This window comes from Rhodospirillaceae bacterium (assembly GCA_016712715.1).
Lineage (GTDB): Bacteria > Pseudomonadota > Alphaproteobacteria > Dongiales > Dongiaceae > Dongia.
Genome location: JADJQM010000002.1, coordinates 988,265 through 1,010,089, shown reverse-complemented (window position 1 = coordinate 1,010,089; position 21,825 = coordinate 988,265). Strand labels below are relative to the sequence as shown.

The 21,825-nt window shown below is 62.7% G+C and carries 21 protein-coding genes and 1 pseudogene; 4 read left to right on the top strand and 18 right to left on the bottom strand.

Going from position 1 to position 21,825, the window contains the following annotated elements:
- Positions 1 to 70: 70 nt before the first annotated feature.
- On the top strand, positions 71 to 436 hold the full coding sequence (locus IPK59_15580) for an SH3 domain-containing protein (GenBank protein MBK8160120.1): 366 nt from the start codon (positions 71 to 73) through the stop codon (positions 434 to 436).
- A gap of 133 nt (positions 437 to 569) precedes the next feature.
- On the opposite strand, the gene IPK59_15575 is transcribed toward IPK59_15580, so the two are convergent.
- The 5 genes from IPK59_15575 to IPK59_15555 form a co-directional block, all read right to left on the bottom strand.
- The gene (locus IPK59_15575) at positions 570 to 1,163 is read right to left on the bottom strand and encodes a DUF3501 family protein (protein ID MBK8160119.1); all 594 of its coding nucleotides are present in this window, start codon (positions 1,161 to 1,163) and stop codon (positions 570 to 572) included.
- A 174-nt stretch (positions 1,164 to 1,337) separates the two neighbouring features.
- A complete protein-coding gene (locus IPK59_15570; protein MBK8160118.1) occupies positions 1,338 to 2,669 on the bottom strand; it encodes a glycerol-3-phosphate dehydrogenase in 1,332 nt (443 codons plus the stop codon).
- Between the two features lie 161 nt (positions 2,670 to 2,830).
- Complete coding sequence (locus IPK59_15565; protein ID MBK8160117.1) at positions 2,831 to 3,250, bottom strand: rubrerythrin; 420 nt, start codon at positions 3,248 to 3,250, stop codon at positions 2,831 to 2,833.
- A gap of 182 nt (positions 3,251 to 3,432) precedes the next feature.
- Complete coding sequence (locus tag IPK59_15560) at positions 3,433 to 3,852, bottom strand: transcriptional repressor (protein MBK8160116.1); 420 nt, start codon at positions 3,850 to 3,852, stop codon at positions 3,433 to 3,435.
- A gap of 106 nt (positions 3,853 to 3,958) precedes the next feature.
- Positions 3,959 to 5,995, bottom strand: coding sequence for a caspase family protein (locus tag IPK59_15555; GenBank protein ID MBK8160115.1), 2,037 nt, complete (start codon positions 5,993 to 5,995; stop codon positions 3,959 to 3,961).
- 125 nt (positions 5,996 to 6,120) lie between these two features.
- Here IPK59_15555 and IPK59_15550 point away from each other — a divergent pair, with 125 nt between their 5' ends.
- Complete coding sequence (locus tag IPK59_15550) at positions 6,121 to 7,089, top strand: DMT family transporter (GenBank protein MBK8160114.1); 969 nt, start codon at positions 6,121 to 6,123, stop codon at positions 7,087 to 7,089.
- A 174-nt stretch (positions 7,090 to 7,263) separates the two neighbouring features.
- Complete coding sequence (locus IPK59_15545; GenBank protein MBK8160113.1) at positions 7,264 to 8,934, top strand: calcium-binding protein; 1,671 nt, start codon at positions 7,264 to 7,266, stop codon at positions 8,932 to 8,934.
- Between the two features lie 18 nt (positions 8,935 to 8,952).
- On the opposite strand, the gene gshB is transcribed toward IPK59_15545, so the two are convergent.
- The 5 genes from gshB to rsmI all read right to left on the bottom strand — a co-directional run bounded on the left by gshB (position 8,953) and on the right by rsmI (position 13,039).
- Complete coding sequence (gshB, locus tag IPK59_15540) at positions 8,953 to 9,891, bottom strand: glutathione synthase (GenBank protein MBK8160112.1); 939 nt, start codon at positions 9,889 to 9,891, stop codon at positions 8,953 to 8,955.
- Between the two features lie 62 nt (positions 9,892 to 9,953).
- Positions 9,954 to 10,805: a transglutaminase family protein gene (locus IPK59_15535; protein MBK8160111.1), complete on the bottom strand. Its 852-nt coding sequence runs from the start codon at positions 10,803 to 10,805 to the stop codon at positions 9,954 to 9,956.
- A gap of 51 nt (positions 10,806 to 10,856) precedes the next feature.
- A complete protein-coding gene (locus IPK59_15530; protein MBK8160110.1) occupies positions 10,857 to 11,543 on the bottom strand; it encodes a BON domain-containing protein in 687 nt (228 codons plus the stop codon).
- A 208-nt stretch (positions 11,544 to 11,751) separates the two neighbouring features.
- Positions 11,752 to 12,132 (bottom strand): YraN family protein, encoded by a 381-nt coding sequence (locus IPK59_15525; GenBank protein MBK8160109.1) that lies wholly within the window; start codon positions 12,130 to 12,132, stop codon positions 11,752 to 11,754.
- Complete coding sequence (gene rsmI / locus IPK59_15520; GenBank protein ID MBK8160108.1) at positions 12,122 to 13,039, bottom strand: 16S rRNA (cytidine(1402)-2'-O)-methyltransferase; 918 nt, start codon at positions 13,037 to 13,039, stop codon at positions 12,122 to 12,124. The genes IPK59_15525 and rsmI overlap by 11 nt, the downstream gene beginning before the upstream one ends.
- Before the next feature lie 107 nt (positions 13,040 to 13,146).
- Here rsmI and IPK59_15515 point away from each other — a divergent pair, with 107 nt between their 5' ends.
- Complete coding sequence (locus IPK59_15515; protein ID MBK8160107.1) at positions 13,147 to 14,325, top strand: penicillin-binding protein activator; 1,179 nt, start codon at positions 13,147 to 13,149, stop codon at positions 14,323 to 14,325.
- Between the two features lie 4 nt (positions 14,326 to 14,329).
- Here the strand turns inward: IPK59_15515 and IPK59_15510 are convergent, their stop codons facing one another.
- The 8 genes and pseudogenes from IPK59_15510 to IPK59_15475 form a co-directional block, all read right to left on the bottom strand.
- Positions 14,330 to 15,490: a coproporphyrinogen III oxidase gene (locus IPK59_15510; protein MBK8160106.1), complete on the bottom strand. Its 1,161-nt coding sequence runs from the start codon at positions 15,488 to 15,490 to the stop codon at positions 14,330 to 14,332.
- Positions 15,487 to 15,813 (bottom strand): DUF559 domain-containing protein, encoded by a 327-nt coding sequence (locus IPK59_15505; protein MBK8160105.1) that lies wholly within the window; start codon positions 15,811 to 15,813, stop codon positions 15,487 to 15,489. Before IPK59_15505 ends, IPK59_15510 begins: the two co-directional genes overlap by 4 nt.
- 162 nt (positions 15,814 to 15,975) lie before the next feature.
- Positions 15,976 to 18,040: pseudogene (locus IPK59_15500) on the bottom strand (DUF4445 domain-containing protein).
- A 190-nt stretch (positions 18,041 to 18,230) separates the two neighbouring features.
- Positions 18,231 to 19,172 (bottom strand): methyltetrahydrofolate cobalamin methyltransferase, encoded by a 942-nt coding sequence (locus tag IPK59_15495; protein ID MBK8160104.1) that lies wholly within the window; start codon positions 19,170 to 19,172, stop codon positions 18,231 to 18,233.
- 35 nt (positions 19,173 to 19,207) lie between these two features.
- On the bottom strand, positions 19,208 to 20,215 hold the full coding sequence (locus IPK59_15490; protein MBK8160103.1) for a methylenetetrahydrofolate reductase: 1,008 nt from the start codon (positions 20,213 to 20,215) through the stop codon (positions 19,208 to 19,210).
- Positions 20,215 to 20,781: a methylenetetrahydrofolate reductase C-terminal domain-containing protein gene (locus IPK59_15485; protein MBK8160102.1), complete on the bottom strand. Its 567-nt coding sequence runs from the start codon at positions 20,779 to 20,781 to the stop codon at positions 20,215 to 20,217. Before IPK59_15485 ends, IPK59_15490 begins: the two co-directional genes overlap by 1 nt.
- 5 nt (positions 20,782 to 20,786) lie before the next feature.
- The gene (locus IPK59_15480; protein MBK8160101.1) at positions 20,787 to 21,101 is read right to left on the bottom strand and encodes a virulence factor; all 315 of its coding nucleotides are present in this window, start codon (positions 21,099 to 21,101) and stop codon (positions 20,787 to 20,789) included.
- Between the two features lie 6 nt (positions 21,102 to 21,107).
- On the bottom strand, positions 21,108 to 21,740 hold the full coding sequence (locus IPK59_15475; protein MBK8160100.1) for a DUF1638 domain-containing protein: 633 nt from the start codon (positions 21,738 to 21,740) through the stop codon (positions 21,108 to 21,110).
- Positions 21,741 to 21,825: the final 85 nt, after the last annotated feature.

Here is a 21,825-nt window from a genome sequence, read left to right as displayed (position 1 = left end):
TGGCGTGGCCCAAGCCCAGGAAAAGCTGCCGCTGCCGCGCTTTGCCAGCCTGCAATCGGGCGAGGTCAATATGCGGGCCGGTCCCGGCGAGACTTACCCCATCCTGTGGACCTATCAGCGGGCCGGGCTGCCGGTCGAGATCATCGAGGAATTCGATATCTGGCGCCGCATCCGCGACCATGACGGGGTAGTGGGCTGGGTAAAGTCGACCCTGCTGGTCGGCAAGCGCCATGTCCTGGTGCGGGACACGCAACGGCCTTTGCGCAAATCCCCCGAAGCCGGCGCCCTGCCGGTGGCGCTGGTCGATCCCGGCGTCATCCTCAACGTGCTGGAATGCGCCGGCGATTGGTGCCGGCTGGAAGTCCAGGGCTACAAGGGCTGGATGATGAAGACGGAATTCTGGGGCGTCTACGCCGCCGAAACGCTGGAAGACTAGGGCGCCGCCCTACTCTTTATCGTCATGGTACGCGAAGGCGTACCACCCACGACTTTGCTGGCTACTGCTCGATCGACGGACAGAAACTCGTGGGTGGTCGGCCTACGCCGACCATGACGAAGGAGCGTGAGCCTCAGTCCAGATCGCCCGCCAGCGCCGCCCGCGTTTCTTCGCCGATCACCGCCATATGCGCATAGGCCGGGTGATCGAAGCCCAGGATGATCTGCTGGCCGCCTTGCTTGAACGCCGCCGCCTGCGCATCCGTAAGCGGGAAGTGGATGAACTGCACGGATGAGGCCTTGCCCTGTTCGTTGGTGCGGTCCTGGTCTTCCTCCGGCACGCCCTTCACGGTCTCGCCGGCGAATTTCAGGAAGGCGGTATGCTCGACACCGCCGAGGCGGTTGAGGAAGTTGGTGCGCCGCACCGGATCGTCGATCTCGAACATGACGGTCGCCACCAGCTCGCGACCCTTGGGGATGAGCGGGTTGTAGGCGCGCAATTCATCGACCAGCTGCGCATCGCCGCCCTTCTCGATATAGAGCATTTCCTGCACCTGCTGCAGCATGGTGTCGTAGCTCTCGAAATAGAACGTCGCCACGGGGCCAACTTCCATGCGGCGCTTTTTCTTGATGGCGACCACGGCCTTCCGTTTCTCCGACCGGATCTTGGTGTAGTCGGCGATCGGCAGGATATCGGCAGCGGTGATGGATTTTTTACGGGTGGTCATGTCGGAGTCCGTTCGGTTCTTGCGGAGTGAACCTCAAGCCCTCTCCCCTCGCGGGAGAGGGTTGGGTGAGGGGTCTTTGATTTCAGTCTCGCTCGATCTAACCCCTCACCCCGACCCTCTCCCGCGAGGGGAGAGGGGGCGTGTTCTATCAGGGCAGACCGATCAAATGCGTCCTCACATCAACCCGTAGGCCCGGGCAAACAGCTCGATCGGGTGCGGCGCCTCTTCAGCCAGTTGTTCGCCTGGCTTCAGGACACCGATGCCTTGCAGGATATGGGCACCTGCCAGCGGGCATTCCGACGAAATCTGGCGCTTGCCGGAGTTCATCATTTGGCGCGCCACCGGCTTGCCGATCTTGAGGGCGATGTCGAAATTCTCCTTGAGCACGCCCCAGGCGCCGCCATGGCCCGAGCAGCGCTCGATCACGGCAAGATCCGCCTCCGGAATGAGCTTCAGCATCTCGGTGGCCTTCTGGCCCATGTTCTGCGCCCGCGCATGGCAGGCGATGTGCAAGGCAACACCACCCTCCATCGGCTGCAGTCCAGGCGCCAGGCCATCGCGCTTGGCGATGTCGACGACATATTCCGAAATGTCGAACGTCGCTTGCGAGAGCCGCTTGATCTTGTCCTCGTCGGGCAGAATGAGCGGCCATTCAAATTTCAGCATGAGCGAGCAGGACGGCACCAGAGCCACCACGTCATAGCCCTGCTCGACATAGGGCAGCAACGCATCCGCGACGGAGTGGGCATGGTCGGCGACGCGGGCGATGTCGCCCTGCTCCAGCTGCGGCATGCCGCAGCAGCGCGGATAGACGACCTCGGTCTCGACGCCGTTCTTCGCCAGCACCTGGATCGCGGCCATGCCGATATCCGGGTTGTTGTAATTGGCAAAGCAGGTCGCATAGAGCACGGCCTTGCGGCCATAGGCGGGGGCTTCCTTGTTGACCTCCGGCTTGTTCTCCATGGCGCGCAGCACCAAAGTGCGGCCGTGGAATTTCGGCAGATGGGCGCGGTGGTCGATGCCCACGACCTTTTCCATCACCTGGCGCGCGACAGTGCTTTCTGTGACGGCATTGGCAATCGGCGCCAGCATGCCGGCGGCCTTGCCGTTGCGATCGGTCTCGGTCAGCTGGCCATAGATCTTGTCGTTCCTGCCTTGTTGTAACTCGGCGGCACGGTAGCGCAGCATGAGGTGCGGAAAATCGAGCGCCCATTCATGCGGCGGCACATAGGGGCATTTCGTCATGAAGCAGAGGTCGCACAACGTGCAGGCATCGACCACCTGCTTGTAATCCGCGGTGGCGACACCGGCTACTTCGTCGGGGCTGGCATCCACGAGGTCGAAGAGGCGCGGGAATGAATCGCACAGGTTGAAACAACGACGGCACCCGTGACAGATCTCGAAGGCGCGGTGCATTTCCGCGTCGAGCTTGCCCTTGTCGTAGAAATCGGGGTTCTGCCAATCGATCTTGTGGCGAACCGGTGCCTCCAGGCTGCCTTCGCGCATGGACCCATCCCTCGCACGTTCGGTTGCAGGAGAAAACTTGAAGACCCCTCACCCCGACCCTCTCCCCACTTCGTGGGGCGAGGGAGTTTCCAGCGAGACCGGCAACTGGCCCCTCGCCCCGCGCTTGCGGGGAGAGGGGTTGGGGTGAGGGGTCTTGTGCGTCAGCCCAGGGTGTCGAGCGCTTTCTGGAAGCGGCCGGCATGGGACTTTTCAGCCTTCGCCAGAGTCTCGAACCAGTCGGCGATCTCGTCGAAGCCTTCTTCGCGCGCGGTGCGCGCCATGCCCGGATACATGTCGGTGTATTCGTGGGTTTCACCGGCAATCGAGGCTTTCAGATTGGGCGCGGTCGCGCCGATCGGCAGACCCGTCGCCGGATCGCCGACTTCCTCGAGGAATTCGAGATGGCCGTGCGCGTGGCCGGTCTCGCCTTCCGCGGTCGAGCGGAACACGGCGGCGACGTCGTTGTAACCTTCGACATCGGCCTTCTGTGCGAAATAGAGGTAGCGTCGGTTAGCCTGGCTTTCGCCGGCAAATGCGTCCTTCAGATTGCCCTCGGTCTTGGAGCCCTTCAGAGCGGCCATTTTCGTCTCCCTAGCTAAATGGGTTGCGCGGATCTTGGTGCGGGGTTCCGTCTTCTTTTGAAACAGGCAGAGCGCGCCGCGACAAGCTTGTTGGTGGACCGAATCTATGCCTCGGCCCAGACCCTGTCAACAGATTGGAATCGTTTTAATGAGTAGGTTTAGTGACTGATCTAATTAGCGAATTAATTATCATTCGCAAGTCGAACGATGACGTCCACGCGCGAGACTTTCATGCCCGCGGGCGCCGCCGGCAGCTGGCTCAGGGCCACTTCCGATGCCGGAATGTCGATCAGCTTCCCCTCGCCCTCGACGAAGAAATGATGATGCGAGGTGATGTTGTTGTCGAAGTAGGAGCGGCCCGGCTCAACCACCACTTCCCGCAGCAGGCCCGCACTCGTGAACTGGTGGAGCGTGTTGTAGATCGTGGCCAGCGACACCGAGATCCGGTTCGCCACGGCCTCGGCATGGAGATCCTCCGCCGAGATGTGGCGGTCGCCGCCCTCGAACAGGAGCTTGGCGAGTGACAAGCGCTGACGGGTGGGGCGCAAGCCAGCATCCTTGAGCTTGGCGAGAATCGATGTGAAGGGCCGCTTGGTTTCCATGCAAAAACCTTAATGCAACGGGATCAGAGTGAAAAGCCGAAATCTAAAACCGCTCAAGATTGTGACCCGATGGGAATAAGGCCCCAGATCATTGAGCTGGCGGGCATCAATCGGCGGCCTTGAGGCGAAGCAGGTAGGCGTTGGCGACATGGTATTCGATGTAATTGAAGACCTCGGTCGCCGCGGCATCGGTGAAGAAAGCGATGGCTTGGGCCTTGTCGCCATTTTCCAGGCTACGGACACCCAGATAGAAATTGGCTTCGCATAACTGGTTCTGGACATCCTGCCTGGTGCCCTCATGGGCCTTGGAGAGCAGGGTCGCATCGTCATATTTGCCGAGCATCCAGCGCATCAGCATGCCCGGCCAGTCCTTGCCGTGATCCTCCAGGGTCTTGGCCATGAGCGACCGCGCAGCACCCGAATTGCCCTGCCGCATGAGCAACATGGCCTTCCAGATCTCGCCATAGCCGTAGCCGGTATTCTGCCTGATCAGACGATCGACCATGGCGACCGCGTCGCTGTCGCGCTCCAGGAGATAGAGAAGGGCGATGCTCTGCAGGCTGGCCGCCTCGCCATCCGTCGCCATGGCGCGCACGGTGTAATCCGCAGCATCCGATTCCTTGCCCTCAGCGAGACTGATGAAGCCACGCGATGCCAGCAGGTCGAAGTTCTCGTCGATGGCGAGTGCTGCATCGAGATCGGCCGCGGCCTTGGCCGGCGCGCCGGTGTTGAGATAGGCAGAACCGCGGTTGTAGAAATTCCAGACATTCTTCGGGTCGAGTGCCACGGCCTGGTCGTAGGCAGCGATCGCCTCCTGATACTTTCCGCTATCGGACAACGCCAATCCGAGATTGGCAGGATAGGCGGGCTGCTTGGGATCGAGCAACATCGCCGCGCGATAGGCGGCAATGGCCTCGTCATAGTGCGAAAGCTCGTAATGGGCACGACCGATCTCATTCGTGAAATCGGCCTTGGCAATATCGTCGAGGCCCTCCCGGTTCAAGGCAGTCTGGCAAGCGGTAAGTCGCTGCTCGGCGGCGGCGGTTTCACTGTGGCAGATTTCGGCGGCGGCAACCGGATCGCTCGGTGCATTGTCCAGCGCCTTCTCCGGCGCGTCGGTCGCGGCACTTGCCACGTCCGGCGACGTCGCTGGTGCCGTCTCCACGGTCGGCGGCGCGGCTTGCGCGACACTTGCCCCAGTCAGCATGTTGAGGCGGTTCCTGGCGAGACGGGTAAAATTTCCCTGCGGGTATTCTTCAAGATAGGCAACAAAATCGGCCGGATCCTTGCTGTCCTTGATCGAATTCCAGAAAGCAAGTTCTACCTCCCTTGGACCCTGCGCGACGTCCGGCGCTTCGGCTGGCACGTCGACCGGGGTGAAAAAGAACGGCGCTGTCAGCGACGAGGATTCCCAAGGCGTCTGCGTGTTGCCGGTTTCGGTGAGGACACTCCCGCGCACCGTGCGAAAGGCCTCCTCGATGGAGAGGCCGGGCGTGGTGATCGCGGCAGCCAGGGCTGCTGTATAGGGCGAGTTCTGCCCACTGCCATCGGTCGCCACTTCACCCGGCGCTGTCGAATATGCGACGAAGGAGCCACGCGGCGCCTCCATGCGGGCAAGTCCCATCTGCGCCGACCGAAATCCACGCGGCAGAGGATTGTTGCGGCAGGCATCAAGGATGATGATGTTCACGCGCGCCGATGCGAACTGCATCTGTTTTAGGATCGTGTCGGCGGAGATCGCCTCAAGATCGACATCGGCTTCGGCCGTGATATGGGCCTGGACCGGACTGAGGTAGTTCTCGCCCGCCACCTGCAGGCCATGGCCTGAGTAGTAGAACAGGGCGGTGGCGTCTGGGCCGGCTGCGGTCAGGCGTTTGCCGAAGTCGCTGATCGCCCGTTTCATGGCCTTCTGGTCGGCATCGGTGATGGCGATCACCTCGAACCCGGCGGCGCTCAGGGATTTTTCCATCAAGGCGGCGTCGCGTGCGGGGTTGGGCAAACGCCCCATCTCGCTGCCATATTCGGCGTTGCCGATCACCAGGGCCACGCGCGGTTCGGCCCGCGCCGGTGACAGATGTCCCAGCAACGACAGGCCGATGGCCAGCGCAAGTGCGAACGTCTTGGCGAAAAGCGGGTTCGGCACGTTGTTACCCGTCGCAGCTACCCCAGCCGCCATAAATAGCGCGATACGCCGCCTTCCGCCACAGTCAGCAGCACGTTATGGTGCTTGTTCCCTTCCCGCCGCGTATCCAGGTCAGAATTCCCCCTATGCCCGCCTTGCCCAAACCCGCCCGGAACCTTGCGTCTGGCGACCGCCCCGTCCAGGCGATCCTGCTGATGAACCTTGCTGTCTTTCTCTTCACATCGATGGACAGCATCATCAAGCATGTGTCGGAAACCTACCATTACCCGACCGGCGAACTGGTCTTCGTGCGCAACCTGTTCGCATTCCTGCCGCTGCTCAGCTACATGCTGTTGGTGGAGCGGCGCCTGCAGTTCCGCACCGCGCGGCCCTGGGGGCATGTCTGGCGCAGCCTCTTCGGCGTGTCGGCGATGTATTTCTTCTTCTGGTCCTACAAGCTGCTGCCGCTGTCCGAGGCGATCGCCCTTGGCCTTTCCGGCCCGATCTTCCTGACGGTGCTCTCGGTCCCCTTGCTTGGCGAGAAGGTCGGCTGGCGCCGCTGGAGCGCGGTCATTGTGGGGTTTGTCGGGGTGCTCATCATGACGCGTCCCGGCTCCGGCGTGTTCGACCCCGCGGCCCTCGTGCCGCTGCTGGCATCCGTGTTCTATGCGCTCGCGATGATCTCGATCCGCCGCCTCGCCGATACCGAACCACCGACCACGATTGTCTTCTATTTCACGCTGTTCGCGACCGTCGCGTCGCTGTTCACCTTGCCGCTGGGTGCCGTTGATCCCGCGCTCCGCTGGCACTGGCCGCAATTCGGGCCCGAAATCGGCCTGCTGGTGGCCATCGGCATCATGGGCGGAATCGCCCAGATTGCTCTCACCACCGCCTTCCGCCGCGCCTCGGTCTCCGTCGTGGCGCCGTTCGACTACATGGCCCTGGTCTATGGCTTCCTGCTCGGGTCCATGCTGTTCGATGAATTACCGGACAGGTATTTGATCATCGGCGGCCTGGTTGTGGTGGCAAGCGGCATCTACATCATTCACCGCGAAACAACGCTCGCCCGCGCGCGCCGGCGACAAGCGACGCCGTCGCTGCCCGTCAGCCAATAGGATTCAAGAGCTCAGTTGTCGCCTGATTTTGACGATATTCTGCCGACCTATCACCATGATCTAAATGTTTTCCGGCATTCCCAAGCGAAATCAATGATGACTTAATTCGTGCCGCAAAACGGGGCCTTTTTACTATGCTTTTCTCCTCTGCAACGTCATGGGGAGTAGGCAATCGTGGCTATCATCAACGGGACGAATGCGTCGGAAGAAATACTCGGCACCGAGCTTGCCGACACGATCAGCGGCTGGGCGATCTCCAATCTGCCCGGTGATCAGGGACCGGCTGACGACAATGATTCGCTGTTCGGATTTGCCGGCAACGACATTCTCAATGGCGGCAACGGCCATGATTTTCTGATCGGCGATATCGGCCTGGACCAGCTCTATGGCGGCAATGGCAATGACGGGCTGTGGGGCGGCGAGGAGAACGATTCCCTGCGCGGCGATGCCGGCGACGACCAGCTTTATGGCGAAAATGGAAACGACTACGTTTCCGGCGGTAGCGGCAACGACTTCATCTGGGGCGGCGCCGGGATCGACACCTTGCGCGGCGACGATGGCAACGACTATATCGCCGCCGATGAGGGCGACGACTTCGTCAATGGCGGCAATGGTGACGACGACGTTCGAGGCGGCGCCGGCAACGATACGGTCTCCGGTGGCGAAGGCAATGATCAGGTCATCGGCGACGACGGCAATGACAAGCTCTACGGCAATAACGGCGACGACCGCCTGTGGGGTGGTTTCGGCGACGACAAGGTCTATGGCGAGGCCGGCAATGACCAACTCAATGGCGAATTCGGCAACGATACGCTCGCGGGCGGCGACGGCAATGACATTCTGTTCGGCGAAGACGGCGAAGACACCCTGTCGGGCGATGTCGGCGACGATCAGTTGCTGGGCGGCAACGGCAATGACGTGATCGCCGGTGGCCTCGGCTCAGATGTCATCTGGGGTGATGCCGGCAACGACACGCTGAACGGCGATGCCGACAACGATTTCCTGATGGGCGGCGACGGCATCGATACGCTCAATGGCGGGGCCGGCAATGACAGCCTCAGCGGCGAAATCGGCAATGACACCCTCAATGGCGGCGACGGTGACGACACGGCCTGGGGTGGGGAAGGCACGGACACGCTCAATGGCGGTATCGGCAACGACCAACTCATTGGCGATGCCGGCAATGACACGCTCTCGGGTGGCGACGGCAGCGACTACCTGTGGGGCGCCGACGGCATCGACAAGCTGTTTGGCGATGCCGGTGATGACACGCTGCAGGGCGATGGAGGGAACGATTCGCTCGATGGCGGGACCGGCAGTGATGTCCTTCTTGGCGGGGACGGCAACGACAGTCTGACTGGCGGCGATGGCGCCGATCAGATGACTGGCGAAACCGGCAATGACTCACTCTATGGCGGCAATGACGGCGACGTTCTGTGGGGAGTCGAGGGCGAGGACCGGATCTTCGGCGATGCCGGTGACGACGTCCTCATCGGCGGTGTCGGCAATGACACGCTGACGGGCGGTGCCGGCGCCGACACCTTCTCCTTCGGCCTTGAAGCCGGTATCGACACGATCAAGGACTTCAACGTCGCCGAAGACAGCATTGCCTTCGACCGGGCGGCCTTTGGCATTGCCGACGATGCCGCGATCGAGGATTACCTGCTGTTCTCGGCGAGCAAGACCCTGCCGACACCGCCCGATGCCGGCCATGGCTATTTCCTGGTCTCGACCGGCGCGGTCTGGTGGGATGCCGATGGCAGCGGGTCGGAAGGCGCGGTGGCACTGACGCGCTTCGCCACCACGACCACCGATCTCACCACGTCGAATTTCGAGTTCGCCTAGTCAGAAAAAGGGACGCGGTCAGAGCCTGGCTTCGATCGCGTCCCAGATCTGGTCTTCGAGGCAGACGCCATCGAAGCGGTTTATCTGCTGCAGGCCGGTGGGTGAGGTCACGTTGATTTCGGTGAGGTAGTCGCCAATCACATCAATACCGACGAAGATCAGGCCACGCTTCTTCAATTCCGGCCCGATGATTTCGCAGATTTCCACTTCACGCTTGGTCAGTGTCGACTTCACCGCCTGCCCCCCGACATGCATGTTGCTGCGCGCCTCGCCCGCGGCCGGGACCCGGTTGATCGCACCCACTGCCTTGCCGTCGATCAGGATGATGCGCTTGTCGCCCAGCCGCACCGCCGGTTCATAGCGCTGGATCTGGATCGGCTCGCGATAGAACTGCGTAAACATCTCCAGGAGCGAGGCGAGGTTCTCATCATCGGGCTTCACATGAAAGACACCGGCGCCGCCATTGCCGAACAACGGCTTGACGATGATGTCCTTGTGCTCGGCGCGGAACGCCAGGATCTCCTGCCGGTCGCTGGTGATGAGCGTCGGCGGCATCACATTCTGGAACTCGGTCACCGAGAGTTTTTCCGGTGCATTGCGAACATGACCCGGATCGTTCACCACCAGCGTATCGGGGTGGATGCGCTCCAGAATATGGGTCGCGGTGATATAGGCCATGTCGAAGGGCGGATCCTGTCGCATCAGGATCACATCAAGCTTCGACAGGTCGACGACCTCCTCCGCGCCCAAGGTCGCATGGTTGCCACGCTCGCGGCGGAACTCGACCGGCCGCGCCCGTGCCGTCACCTTGCCGTCGCGCCAGGAAAGCTGGCGGGGATGATAGTGGTACAGGCGATAGCCGCGACGCTGCGCTGCCAGGCCCAGGACAAAGCTGGAATCACCATCAATATCGATGCTTTCAACAGGATCCATTTGAATGGCGACAGTCAGCGACATGGTTGAACTCTCTTGTCTTGTGTGGCCGGCAGTTTAGCGGTGTCGGGATGGGGCGCAATGACCTATTGCAGGCGCTGCGTGATGTCCTGGAGCAGCCGGGCCACCTGATGCCGTTGCGTTTCGTTGTCGGCAAGCTCCAGGAACCGTGACAAAGCCAATCTCGCTGCCAGGAGGTTGCCAAGGCGTGAATGGATGAGGCCAGCCTCCCGCCAGAAGCCTGCTGCCTCGGGCGCCACCAGCAACATGCGTTCCACCACCGCCGCTGCGCCGGGCAGATCGCCATCCTGGATCAGTCGCACCTTGATGTTGTTTTGCAGGCGCAACAGGATATCGCGATTCCCGACGGCCGCGTAGTGGCTGGGCTGCAGCTCGGCTGCCTCGCCGATGGTGGATTTGAGGCGCTGCCGGAGATCGCCGGTTTCCAGCATGCGCCCACCATCAAAGGGATCGAGAATCGCTGCCTTGCCGTCGTGAAACAGGCGGATGACAAAATGACCGGGGAAATTGACCCCTTCCACGGCCCATCCCAGGCTGCGCGCGGCATGGATGTAGAGGATGGCCAGCGCCACGGGCAGCCCCTGCCGGCGGTCAATCACGCGCATCAGGTCCGCATTCTGGACATCGTCATAGTTGACCCGGTCGCCGCGGTAGGAAAACTGGCCAGCCATGATATCGGCGAGAGTTCGGCAACGCGCATCGAGGCCATCAGCACCTGGTTGCGCTATCTCCGGCAGAACCGATGCCTGCCGCATCGCGTCGGCGATGGCAGCAAGATGCGCACGATAGGCGTGACGGTCGACATCAGGTCGGTTGCATGCCGCCAACGCCAACGCCGCCTCGGCAAGATCGATCAGGGCGTCGGGTTGTGCGCCAATCCGGTTGAGGTCAGCCTCGATATCCGCGCTGCCGTTCATGCTGTCATGGTCTGATGATGTTACCGAGGAATGAGTTTCACGACGAGCGCATCAAGGCAATGGCAATGCCTGCGGAACACCGTCCGACGATTCCGGCGTCGATGTGGAAGAGGGCTGACCGGGAGCTGCCGGCAGAGGTTCCTGCTGCGCCGCCATGACCGGCGCCACCTCCGGCGCGGGCTTTGCCGGTACCGGTGGCAATGGATCATCGGCCAGGCGAACGCGGCTCACCACGTCGTGCACATAGGCGATATCGCGGGCATGGTCGATCACGCGCTGGCGTTCCGTGGCGTCCTGCGCGACACCCATCAGATAGATCGTCGAGCGAATGCAATCGATGCTGAAATTGTTGGCCCGGACCTGACTGTCGGCCATGATCTTGAGGCGCAGGCGCTGTATCAGCCACGCGTCTTCGGAATAGTCGCCAAGGTCGAGACCACGCCCGATCTTGATCTCGTTCATCACCTCGCGCACGCCGCTCGACTGCCAGGCGATGTTGGTCGCTTCCAGCCGGTCTTCGGGCTTCTGCACGAACCCGGTGAGCAGCACCCTGCCTTCGTGGACCTGCAGGCTGACCTTCTGAAACAGGTACTGATCCTTTTCGAGAAGGCGCTGGTTGATGCCGATCCAGGTCAGATTATCGTCGACACCCTTCACCAGGCCCCGTTCCTGGGTCGCCAGGTTGATGGTCGTGGCGGCGACACCGACCGCGGTGCCGATCGGCGAGCAGCCGGTCAAAAACCCCGGAATCAGGAGCGCCGCACCCATCAAACACCAAGACCACCCGCCGACACGGTGTCGCGGCTGGTCTGGACGGTCAGCGATCAAAATGGACGGCAAGGCCGGATTCATGGGCCGAATCATGCCCTAAGTGCGAGTCGAGCTCAAGAGACGGATAAAGGACGGCTGCTAAGTAGCTGTCAGGCCTTGCTGTCGGAAGCCCAGATCACCCCTCAGGGCGCCAGGCATCCTTGAGGTGGACCGGCCAGCCGAACCGCCCCAAAGCCACCACATCGCAGCGCAGATCCAGGCCGGCGAGTTCGGGCCGGGTCTTCAGGTAATGCGCGAGGGCCCGCATCAACCGGTGGCGCTGCGGCCCCAGCAGGGCCCCGCTGGCCAATCCGGCATCGGCACGGGTCTTGACCTCAACCAATGCCAGGATTCCGCCTTTCCTGACCAGGATATCGATCTCGCCAAGCTTCGAGCGCCAGTTCCGCTCCAGGATCCGGTAGCCCTTCAGCCGGAGATAGGCGACGGCCAGAATCTCGGCCAGATGGCCGCGCCGCCGGGCCTTGGCACCGCGCTGGCGGCGGCGGTCAGTCGTCACCCTCCGCCTCCCCACCCTGCTGCTTGAGCTCAAGAGCCCGCTGATAGACCTGCCGCTTGGGTAGGTTGGTGGCAGCGGCCACCGCTTCGGCGGCTTCCTTGACCCTCATGGCGCCCAATGCCTTCAGCAGGGCGGCATCAAGGTCGATGGCCGCATTGGCCAGCTCGGCCAAGGGCGGCCCGATCACGATGACGATCTCCCCCTTGGGGGGGCCGGCCTCGGTGTAGTGGTCGAGCAATTCCTGCAGTGACCCCCGGCGCACCTCCTCGAACATCTTGGTGAGTTCGCGCGCCACCGCCGCCGGCCGGTCGCCCAGGACTGCGCGCAGATCACCCAAGGCAGCCACCAGGCGCGGTGCCGTCTCGAACAGGATCAGCGACGCGCGCAGGCTGGACACGTCTTCCAGTTCCGACCGCCTGGCGGCGGATTTGGCAGAGAGGAAGCCCAGGAACAGGAACCGGTCCGTCGGCAGGCCTGAGAGGATGAGTGCCATGATCGGCGCGGAGGGGCCGGGCAGTGCCGTCACCGGAATGCCGAGACTCGCCACCTCCCGCACCAGCTTGAAACCCGGATCCGAGATCAGCGGCGTGCCGGCATCCGACACCAATGCCATCTTTTCGCCACGCTGCAGGCGTTCGATCAGCCTTGGCCGCATTTCGTCGGCATTGTGGTCGTGATAGGAGAGAAGCGGCTTCTTGATACCCAAATGCTGCAGCAGACGGATGGTGATCCGGGAATCTTCGCAGGCGATCGAATCCGCCGTCCGGAGATAGTCGGCGGCGCGGACGGAAAGGTCACCAAGATTGCCGATCGGCGTCGCCACCAGGCCCAATTCACCGACCTGTACCGGCCTGATCTCGCCTGGCGCCGGTTTACTTGAGCGGTCTCTGTCGTTAGGCTTCGCCATCATTGCTCATTCTGATTATTGCCGGAGTCATCATGTTTGTTTCGACGCGCGGGTATAGGTGCCATTCGCGGCCACGGCGCTTTCTACCTGCACTGGCCGGCACTGCTTTGTCGAGCTTCGTGCTGCTGGCCGCCACGGTTCTGACCGCCTGCGCCCCCACCGTAGCTCCACCACCGCCGGTAAGCCAGCCAGCCCCCGCCCCAGCACCTGCGCCCGTGGTTCAGGCGCCAAGCACCCCGGTCGAGCCAATCGATACCGATATCAAGGTCGGGCTCCTGCTGCCCCTCTCCGGGCCGCAGGCGACCCTCGGACGTTCCATGCTTCAGGCGGCTGAAATGGGCCTGTTTGACGTCGGCGGCGACAATTTCAAGCTGGTCCCGCGGGACAGTGCAACTTCCGGCGGCCCCGCCGCCGCCGCCCGCGATGCACTGGCCGACAAGGTCGACATCATGCTGGGGCCGCTCTTCGGTGCCGAATTGAAGCAGGCCGCCATTCCGGCCATGGCCGCCCGCGTGCCGATGGTGAGCTTCAGCAACGACAATTCCCAGGCACAGCCGGGTGTCTACGTCCTCGGCGTCACGCCTGAAAGCCAGATCAGCCGCGTCGTCGCCTATGCCGCGTCGCAGCAGGTCAAGCGCTTTGCCATCATGACGCCGAATTCGCCCTTCGGGCGGATCGTGCTCAGTGCCTATCAGGAGGCGGTGGTCAAGGTCGGCGGCACCATCTCGCAAGTGGTGTTTTACGACCCCAAATCGCCTGACCTTACTTTGCCCGTGCGCGAAATAGCCGATGCCTACAAGCGCAGCGGGTTCGACGCGCTGATGATCCCGGAAGGCGGCCAGAAGCTGCGGGCATTTGCCGCCATGCTGCCGGCCTTCGAGATCCCGACCGGACTCGTTCGACTTCTCGGCACGTCGCAATGGCAGGATCCGGCGACGGCCGCCGAAGGCGCCCTCGTGGGTGGCTGGTTTGCCGCCCCCGCGCCGGAACGCTGGCAATCCTTCGCACAGCGCTACACCGCCCTCTATGGCACGCAGCCGGACCCCCGCGCCGGCATTGTCTATGATGCCGTTACGCTGGCTGTGGCCTTGGCGCAGTCAAAGGAAGGTGGCGACTTCTCGCCGACGCGCATGACAGACCCATCGGGCTTTGCCGGCGTAACCGGCGTCTTTCGTTTGAATGCCGATGGCAAGACGGAGCGCGGCCTCGCCGTCATGGAAGTGGCGCCAGGCACCTTCACCGTCAAGGACCCGGCGCCCGGCAGCTTCGCCGCGATGATCAACTGACGCCCTAGCCGAGCAACCCGCCCAGCACAGCATCGAGGCGCTGACGGCCAGCTTCCGTGGCGGTCAGGCGTTCATGGCGGATTTCGATAAAGCCGCCCTCCGTCAGCCGCTTCACGTGCGCGGGATCGAAGCACTCGGCGAATGGTCGGCCGGCCTCCGCTTCGAAACGCGCAAGCGGAATACCCTCGGCGAGCCGCAGGCCCATCATGGTGATTTCGCTCACCCGGGCATCGCGACCGACCTCGTCATATTGCCGCGTGGCATGGCCCTGCTCAGCCACCATTTCCAGCCAGCGTTCAGGCGCGCGGTGCTGGCGGGTGGCGAATTTGCGGTCCTCCAGCGTCAGGCGGCCATGCGCGCCGGGGCCGATGCCGACATAATCGCCATAGCGCCAATAGGTCAAATTGTGGCGTGATTCCGAACCCGGCCGCGCATGGTTGGAAATTTCGTAGGCGACCAGCCCGGCATCGCCCAGGCGCGCTTGGGTGAGTTCGAACAGCTCCGCCTGCACATCTTCAGTCGGCAGCACGAAATCGCCGCGCGCATAGGCCTGCTCGAACATCGTGCCAGGCTCGATGGTGAGCTGGTAGAGCGAGAGGTGGTCGGCGGCGAAGGTCATTGCGCGGGCGAGTTCCTTCTCCCAAGCCACCGGCGTCTGGCCGGGGCGCGCATAGATGAGGTCAAAGGTGAAGCGATCAAAAATACTGGCGGCCAGTTCAAGGGCGGTCAACGCTTCATGCTGATTGTGCTGGCGCCCCAGAAATCTGAGATCGGCATCATCAAGCGCCTGGATGCCGAGCGAGATGCGGTTGACGCCGGCCTGGCGAAAGCTCTTGAGTTTGGCGCTCTCGACCGATGTGGGATTGGCCTCCAGCGTGATCTCGATATCGTTGGCAACCCGCCAATGCCGGGCGACCGCGTCTATGACTGTCTCTGCTGTCCCAGGATCCATCAACGAGGGCGTTCCGCCGCCAAAGAAGATGCTGGTCACTGTCCGGCCCGGCGCCAGCGCTGCGTAATGCGCCAGTTCCTTGAGATATGAGTCGCGCCAATCTGCTTCTTCAATGCGCTCTCGCACATGGGAATTGAAGTCGCAATAAGGGCACTTGGCCTTGCAGAACGGCCAATGGATATAGATGCCGAAGCCGCGGGGGTCTTCCGTCACTTCAAAGTCTCAACAAGGTCAATGATGACCCCTTCCGGATTGGCGAGTATTTCGTTATTCCAATAGCGCTTCACGCGAAAGCCGTTCTTCGAGAGCCAAGCCGTTCTGATTGCATCGTCGGCAGAATCTGCGTGCTGGCCACCATCCGCTTCAATGACCAGCTTCGCGTCCGAACAATAGAAGTCGACAATATAGGGGCCGAGCGGAACCTGCCGACGGAATTTCCAACCCTGCAACCGTCGATCACGCAGGAGCGACCAGAGCTTCTTTTCAGCTTCCGTCGAATTTCGCCTTAGGACCTTTGCCTGAGCCGTCTTCGCCACGGCGCCACCCCCTCACCCTGACCCTCTCCCGCGAGGGGAGAGGGAAAAAGATCTTACGGCAGAACCCAGTCCTGCAAAGCGATGGTAATCGAAATGCGTGGCAAAAGCCCCTCTCCCCTCGCGGGAGAGGGGTTGGGGTGAGGGGGAGCGACTGAAGGAAAGCTACCCGCGCCGGCGGCTGCGGCGGCGGCCGCCGTCATCGCCACCGTCCGGCTGTGTGGCAACCTTGGGCTCCGGCAGGTTCACGGCCTTGGCGAGATGCGGGTAGGGCGCAGTCTTGTGGGGCAGGGCCATGGCCTCGATGAAATGCTCCTGGAATTTCGCCTCGACCGCGGTCTCGATTTTTTCGACCTGCTTGACCACGCGCGCGATCTCGTCTCGTGCCCCGCGGTTGAGGAGCGCGATGCGCGCACCGGTGCCGGCCGCGTTGCCGGCGGAAGTCACCTTGGCCAGATCGCAATCCGGGATCATGCCCAGCACCATGGCGTATTTGACGTCGATATGGCTGCCGAAGGCACCCGCCAAGGTGATCCGATCGACCTTGTCGACGCCGAGCTTGTCCATCAGCAATCTGGCACCGGCATAGAGGGCGGCCTTGGCGAGCTGAATCGCGCGGATATCGTTCTGCGTGATCTTCAGCTGCGGATGGCCGTCATGCAGCAGATAGAAGAACGTGCGACCGTCGGCCTGGATGCGCGGGCTCTTCGCCGCCATGCCGCCGTCGATAACGCCGTCCTGCGTGAGGATGCCGGCGAGGAACATTTCCGCCAATGCTTCGGATCACCCCCGACCCGCACACGCCGGTGACACCGAACGCCTCTGTCTCCTTGGCAAAGTCCGGATGATCCGACCAGAGATCCGAGCCGATCACCTTGAAACGCGGTTCCAGCGTCTCGCGGTTGATGCGCACACGCTCGACCGCACCCGGTGCCGCGCGCTGGCCGCAGGAAATCTGCGCGCCTTCGAAGGCTGGGCCGGTCGGCGAAGAGGCGGCAAGCAGCCGATGCCGGTTGCCCAGCACGATTTCCGCATTGGTGCCGACATCGACGATGAGCGTCATCTCGTCGACGTCATAGGGCGTCTCGGAGAGGATGACGCCGGCGGTATCGGCGCCGACATGGCCCGCGATGCAGGGCAGCACATAGATGCGCGCATTGGGGTGGACCTTGAGGTCGATTTCGGTGGCCCAGATCTGCACCGGCCCGTCGGTCGCCAGCGCAAACGGCGCCCAGCCGAGCTCAATGGGATTAATCCCGAGCAGCAGATGATGCATGATCGGGTTGCCGACGAAGGTGCATTCCAGCACGTCTTCCTGGGTGCAGCCAGCTTCCTTGACCACCGCCTGGACCAGATCGTTCAAGGCTTCGCGCACGGCCTTGGTCATGTCGACCTCGCCGCCCGGATTCATCATGACATAGGAGACGCGGCTCATCAGATCCTCGCCGAAGCGGATCTGCGGATTCATGAGGCCGGAAGAGGCGACGACTTCGCCGGTGCCGAGATCGCAGAGATGCGCCGCGATCGTGGTCGAGCCCACATCGACGGCAAGGCCGTAGATCTTGTCGTGGAAGCCCGGCCACACCGCCGTGATCTGCTTGCCCATATGGACGGCGACCGTCACCTTCCACTCGCCCTTGCGCAACGCCTGCTGCAGACCCTGGATCGCGCGCACGTCGCAATCGAGACCTTCGAGATTCCATTGGCTTTTGAGCGCCTTTTCCAGGCGCTGGAGATCGCCGGTCGGATCGTGCATGTCCGGTTCCTGCACTTCGACATAGTGCAGGCGGATAACCGGATCCACGGTGATGTCGCGCATCTCGGCGCGCTTCCGCACGACCTGCTTGTGTACCTGGCTGTCGGCCGGCACGTCGATGACAAGATCGCCCAGCAATTGCGCCGAGCAGGAGAGGCGGCGCCCCGGTTTCATGCCGCGCTTGTCGGCATAGCGCTGCTCGGTCGACGAAAAATCCGAAAGATGATGCGCGTCGGAAACGACGCCGAGCTTGGCAAACTCACCCTCCGAGACGACGACCTGGCAGCGCCCGCAGATGCCACGGCCGCCACAGACCGAATCGATGTCGACGCCGAGCTGGCGCGCCGCGGTCAGGATCGGCGTACCCTTCTGGAACCGGCCGCGCTTGCCGGACGGCATGAACACCAGCCAGGCATTGTCGCCGTTTTCAGCGCCGTTGCCTTGATCGAGGTTAGCCGTGCCGACATCTGCCATGACATGTGTTCCTGCAATAATCGTGTGGTCTTTAAGGGCCCAAAAATGCCAAACCCCATCCTTGGGTTCAAGGATGGGGAAGAGAGAGTCTTCAGTCGCTCCCCCTCACCCTGACCCTCTCCCCCTGCGGCGAAGGCCGACATTCGTCGGCGGGCGGGAGAGGGGTTGGGGTGAGGGGGTTATCCGTAGCTTACGCCCCCGCCGTCTCCGGCGTCGTCGCACCGCCGCCGCCACGACGGCCGCTGCGCTCGCGGCGGCCGCGCCCACCGGCGGCGTCGCCTTCAGCGGCCGGTTCGCGGAAGCGCTTGATCCAATGGGCGCAATGCGCATCCGTGCCCATCAAGACGTCAGCGCCCCAGATGCCGGTCATCTCTTCCATGTGCAGCGGGTTCATGATGGCCGAGGTCATGCCGGCACCGATCGCCATCGACAGGAAGGCCTGATTGAGGCTGTGGCGATTGGGCAGGCCGAAGCTGATATTGGAAGCCCCGCAGGTCGTGTTGACCTTCAACTCTTCGCGCAGGCGACGGATGAGGCTGAAGGCCGCGCGGCCGGCCTGGCCCAGCGCGCCGATCGGCATGACCAAGGGATCCACCACGATGTCCTTATACGGAATGCCGTAATCGGCGGCGCGCTGGACGATCTTCTTCGCCACTTCGAAGCGCACATCGGGATCTTCCGAAATGCCGGTCTCGTCATTCGAGATGGCAACGACGGCGGCGCCGTATTTCTTCACCAGCGGCAACACGACTTCGAGACGCTCTTCCTCACCGGTGACCGAATTGACCAGCGCCTTGCCCTTGTAGACGGCAAGGCCCGCTTCGAGCGCCGCCACGATCGAGCTGTCGATCGAAAGCGGCGTGTCGGTCAGCGACTGCACCAGCTGGATGGCTTCAGCGAGGATGCGGGGCTCATCGGCCATCGGGATGCCGGCATTGACGTCGAGCATGTGGGCGCCGGCTTCGACCTGGGCGAGCGCGTCGGATTTGACGCGGCTGTAATCGCCGGCGGCCATTTCGGCGGCCAGCAGCTTGCGGCCGGTCGGGTTGATACGCTCGCCGATGACACAGAAGGGGCGATCGAAGCCGATCACGATTTCCTTGGTGGCCGAGCTGATAACGGTATCGGTCATAACTGATAGTCCTTTCTGAAACGCAATTGCTTAGCTTACGCCAAGACGCTGACAGGCGCCGCGGGTCGCGGCGCGCGCTTGGGCTGGCGATTCTTCATCACGCCGGATGCGTGGATGATGTCGTTGACGAATTCTTCCTGGCGATAGGCCATGACATGGAGGCCATGCACGCCCTCGATCTCCTTGATTTCCTGGATGAGGTCGATGGCGAGCTGCTTGCCTTCGGCCTTCTCATTCTTGGACTTTTCCATCCGCTCGATGACCGCATCGGGAATATGCACGCCGGGCACATTGCTGCGCATCCAGCGCGCGGTCTTCGAGGATGGCAGGGGTCCGACGCCGATCAGGAAGAAGGCCTTCTCATGCAACCCTTGAGCGCGCACCTTGTCCATGAATGTGCGAAGCATCGGCACATCATAGCAATATTGCGTCTGGATGAACTGCGCGCCGGCGGCGATCTTCTTGCCGATATGCGTGGCGCGATGTTCATAGGGCGGCACGAAGGGATTGGCGGCACCGCCCAGGAACACGCGCGGCGGCACCGTGATCTTGCGCCCCGAGAGGAACTTGCCATCGTCCCGCATGCCGCGGATGCAGTTGAGCAGCGAGGTGGAATCAAAATCGAAGACCGGCTTGGCTTCCGGCTGGTCACCCGCCTGCACACCGTCGCCGGTGAGGCACAGAATGTTCTGGACACCCATGGCAGCTGCGCCCAGCACGTCGCCCTGGATGGCGATGCGGTTCCGGTCGCGACACGAGATCTGCATGATCACCGAATAGCCGGCGCGTGTGAGCAGCGCGCAGATGCCGACCGACGACATATGGCAGTTGGCACCAGACGCATCGGTGGCGTTGATCGCGTCGCACACTTCGGAGAGCACCAGCGCGCGGTCATAGACGTCGCGCGGGTCGGCGGAATCCGGCGGGTTGAGCTCAGCCGTCACGGCAAATTTGCCGGCACGCAGGATGCGCTCCAGACGGCCGCCCGAGGAATGGCCGGGCAGGCTGGGGAGTGGCGCTGAGGGATCGATCTGCGGGTCCATCACGCAGCCTTCCCTTCGCCGCCGGGTGTCGCCGGCTTTGCCACCAGATCCGCACCCGCGGGTGAGGCCGGCTTCTTCGCCGGCGGCGCTTTCGGCGGCTTCGGCGCGAACTCGCCCACGCGTCTGGTTATGCGCACGACGCGCAACCAGGCGGATTTGCCCTTGATCGCGTTATTGACCTGGATCTGCACGTCCTTGATCTTGGTCAGATTGCCGTCCATGCGCTCGGCGCCGGCCCAGCCCTGCACCCAGACGCATTTCATGTCCGGCTTCACTTCGCAATTGCCGTTCGGACGCACGCCGCCGCAGGGGCCGTTGCGCAAGGTCTTCGGGCAGTTCATCGGGCAGGACATGCCGGTCGACGACAGGGCGCATTGCCCGCACATCTGGCAGTCGAACAGAAAGCCCTTGGTGGTTTTTTCCAGCACCTGGAACGGTGCCTCGAGCTTGTCGTAGCCGATCCTGTTCCACAGCGGATGCAGCGCCACCACGACCTTTTCGAAGGCCTGGTAAAAGCGGTTGAGACCCTTTGCGTGGCGCACCGACCAGAGGCGCACTGCGTACATGGGAGTTAGCCCTCGACTGCGGCGGTGGCAAGGCCACCGCGTTCAACGAATTCCTTCAGACGCTCTTCCGGGAAGGCGGCCTCGATCTCGGCCTGGGCCTTCTGCGCCTCGGCTTCCAGATCGTCGCTCACCTCGACCGGAGCTGCGCGGCGCCATTCGCCGAGATACGAATCCGTGTCGCGCAGCTTGGCGCGCATGGCGGCGCGGTCGATCGCCTTTTCAAAGCGCTCGTCGAGCTGCTTCTTGGCGCTGTCGCGGCCCTTCTTCACGATGACCTGGGCGGGGATGTCGCGCCAGTAAACGACGATGAGCTGAGCCATCTCTTCCTAATCCTGTTGTTCTGATCCGGCCGCGACGGCCTTTTTCATGAAGGTCGCCATCTCGCCGTAACCGGTAAACCGCCGCTCGAAATCCAACCCCAACCTCTTGGCCGCCGCCGCCGCCTTCACCGTCAGCGCCGGATCGTCGATCTGTGCCAGATAAACGACGCGGCGGTAATGGCCGAAATAGGCATCGCGCAATTCCGGATGGCGATCCAGCCCCATGCCCTGCCAGATCAGCCGCTCGAAATGCCGGGCGATATAGTCGGTCAGGAAGAAGCTGCCCAACTCCTCTTCCATCATCTGGTCGAACACCGCGGATCCCGCAAAGAAATCGTAGCAATGCGGCCCGTCGATCCGTTCAACCCCTTCTTCCCGCAGCACGTCGTCCAGCAACCCGCCGCTGCCGCAATCGCCATAGAGCACGAAAATGCGCTTGAAACGCTTCCGGCCCCAGCGGATCTTGGCCCGGACGCCGGGTGGGATCTTTTCCGGCCGGTTATGCCAGATCGCCGGCAGGCAGGTCACCGCCAATTGCGCGTCAGTCCATCCATTTGCCGCGCGCACCGCCACGAATTCCTTCGCCAGCGCGCCGCAGGCAATGATCAGGCATCCACCCTTCTCGGCCTCAAGCTCCATACAGCTACTCACTTTCGCCCCATTGGTAGGCGTCTGACCCCAATATGGCTGCAATTGGGGCGACCGCTGATAGTCGAATAACGAC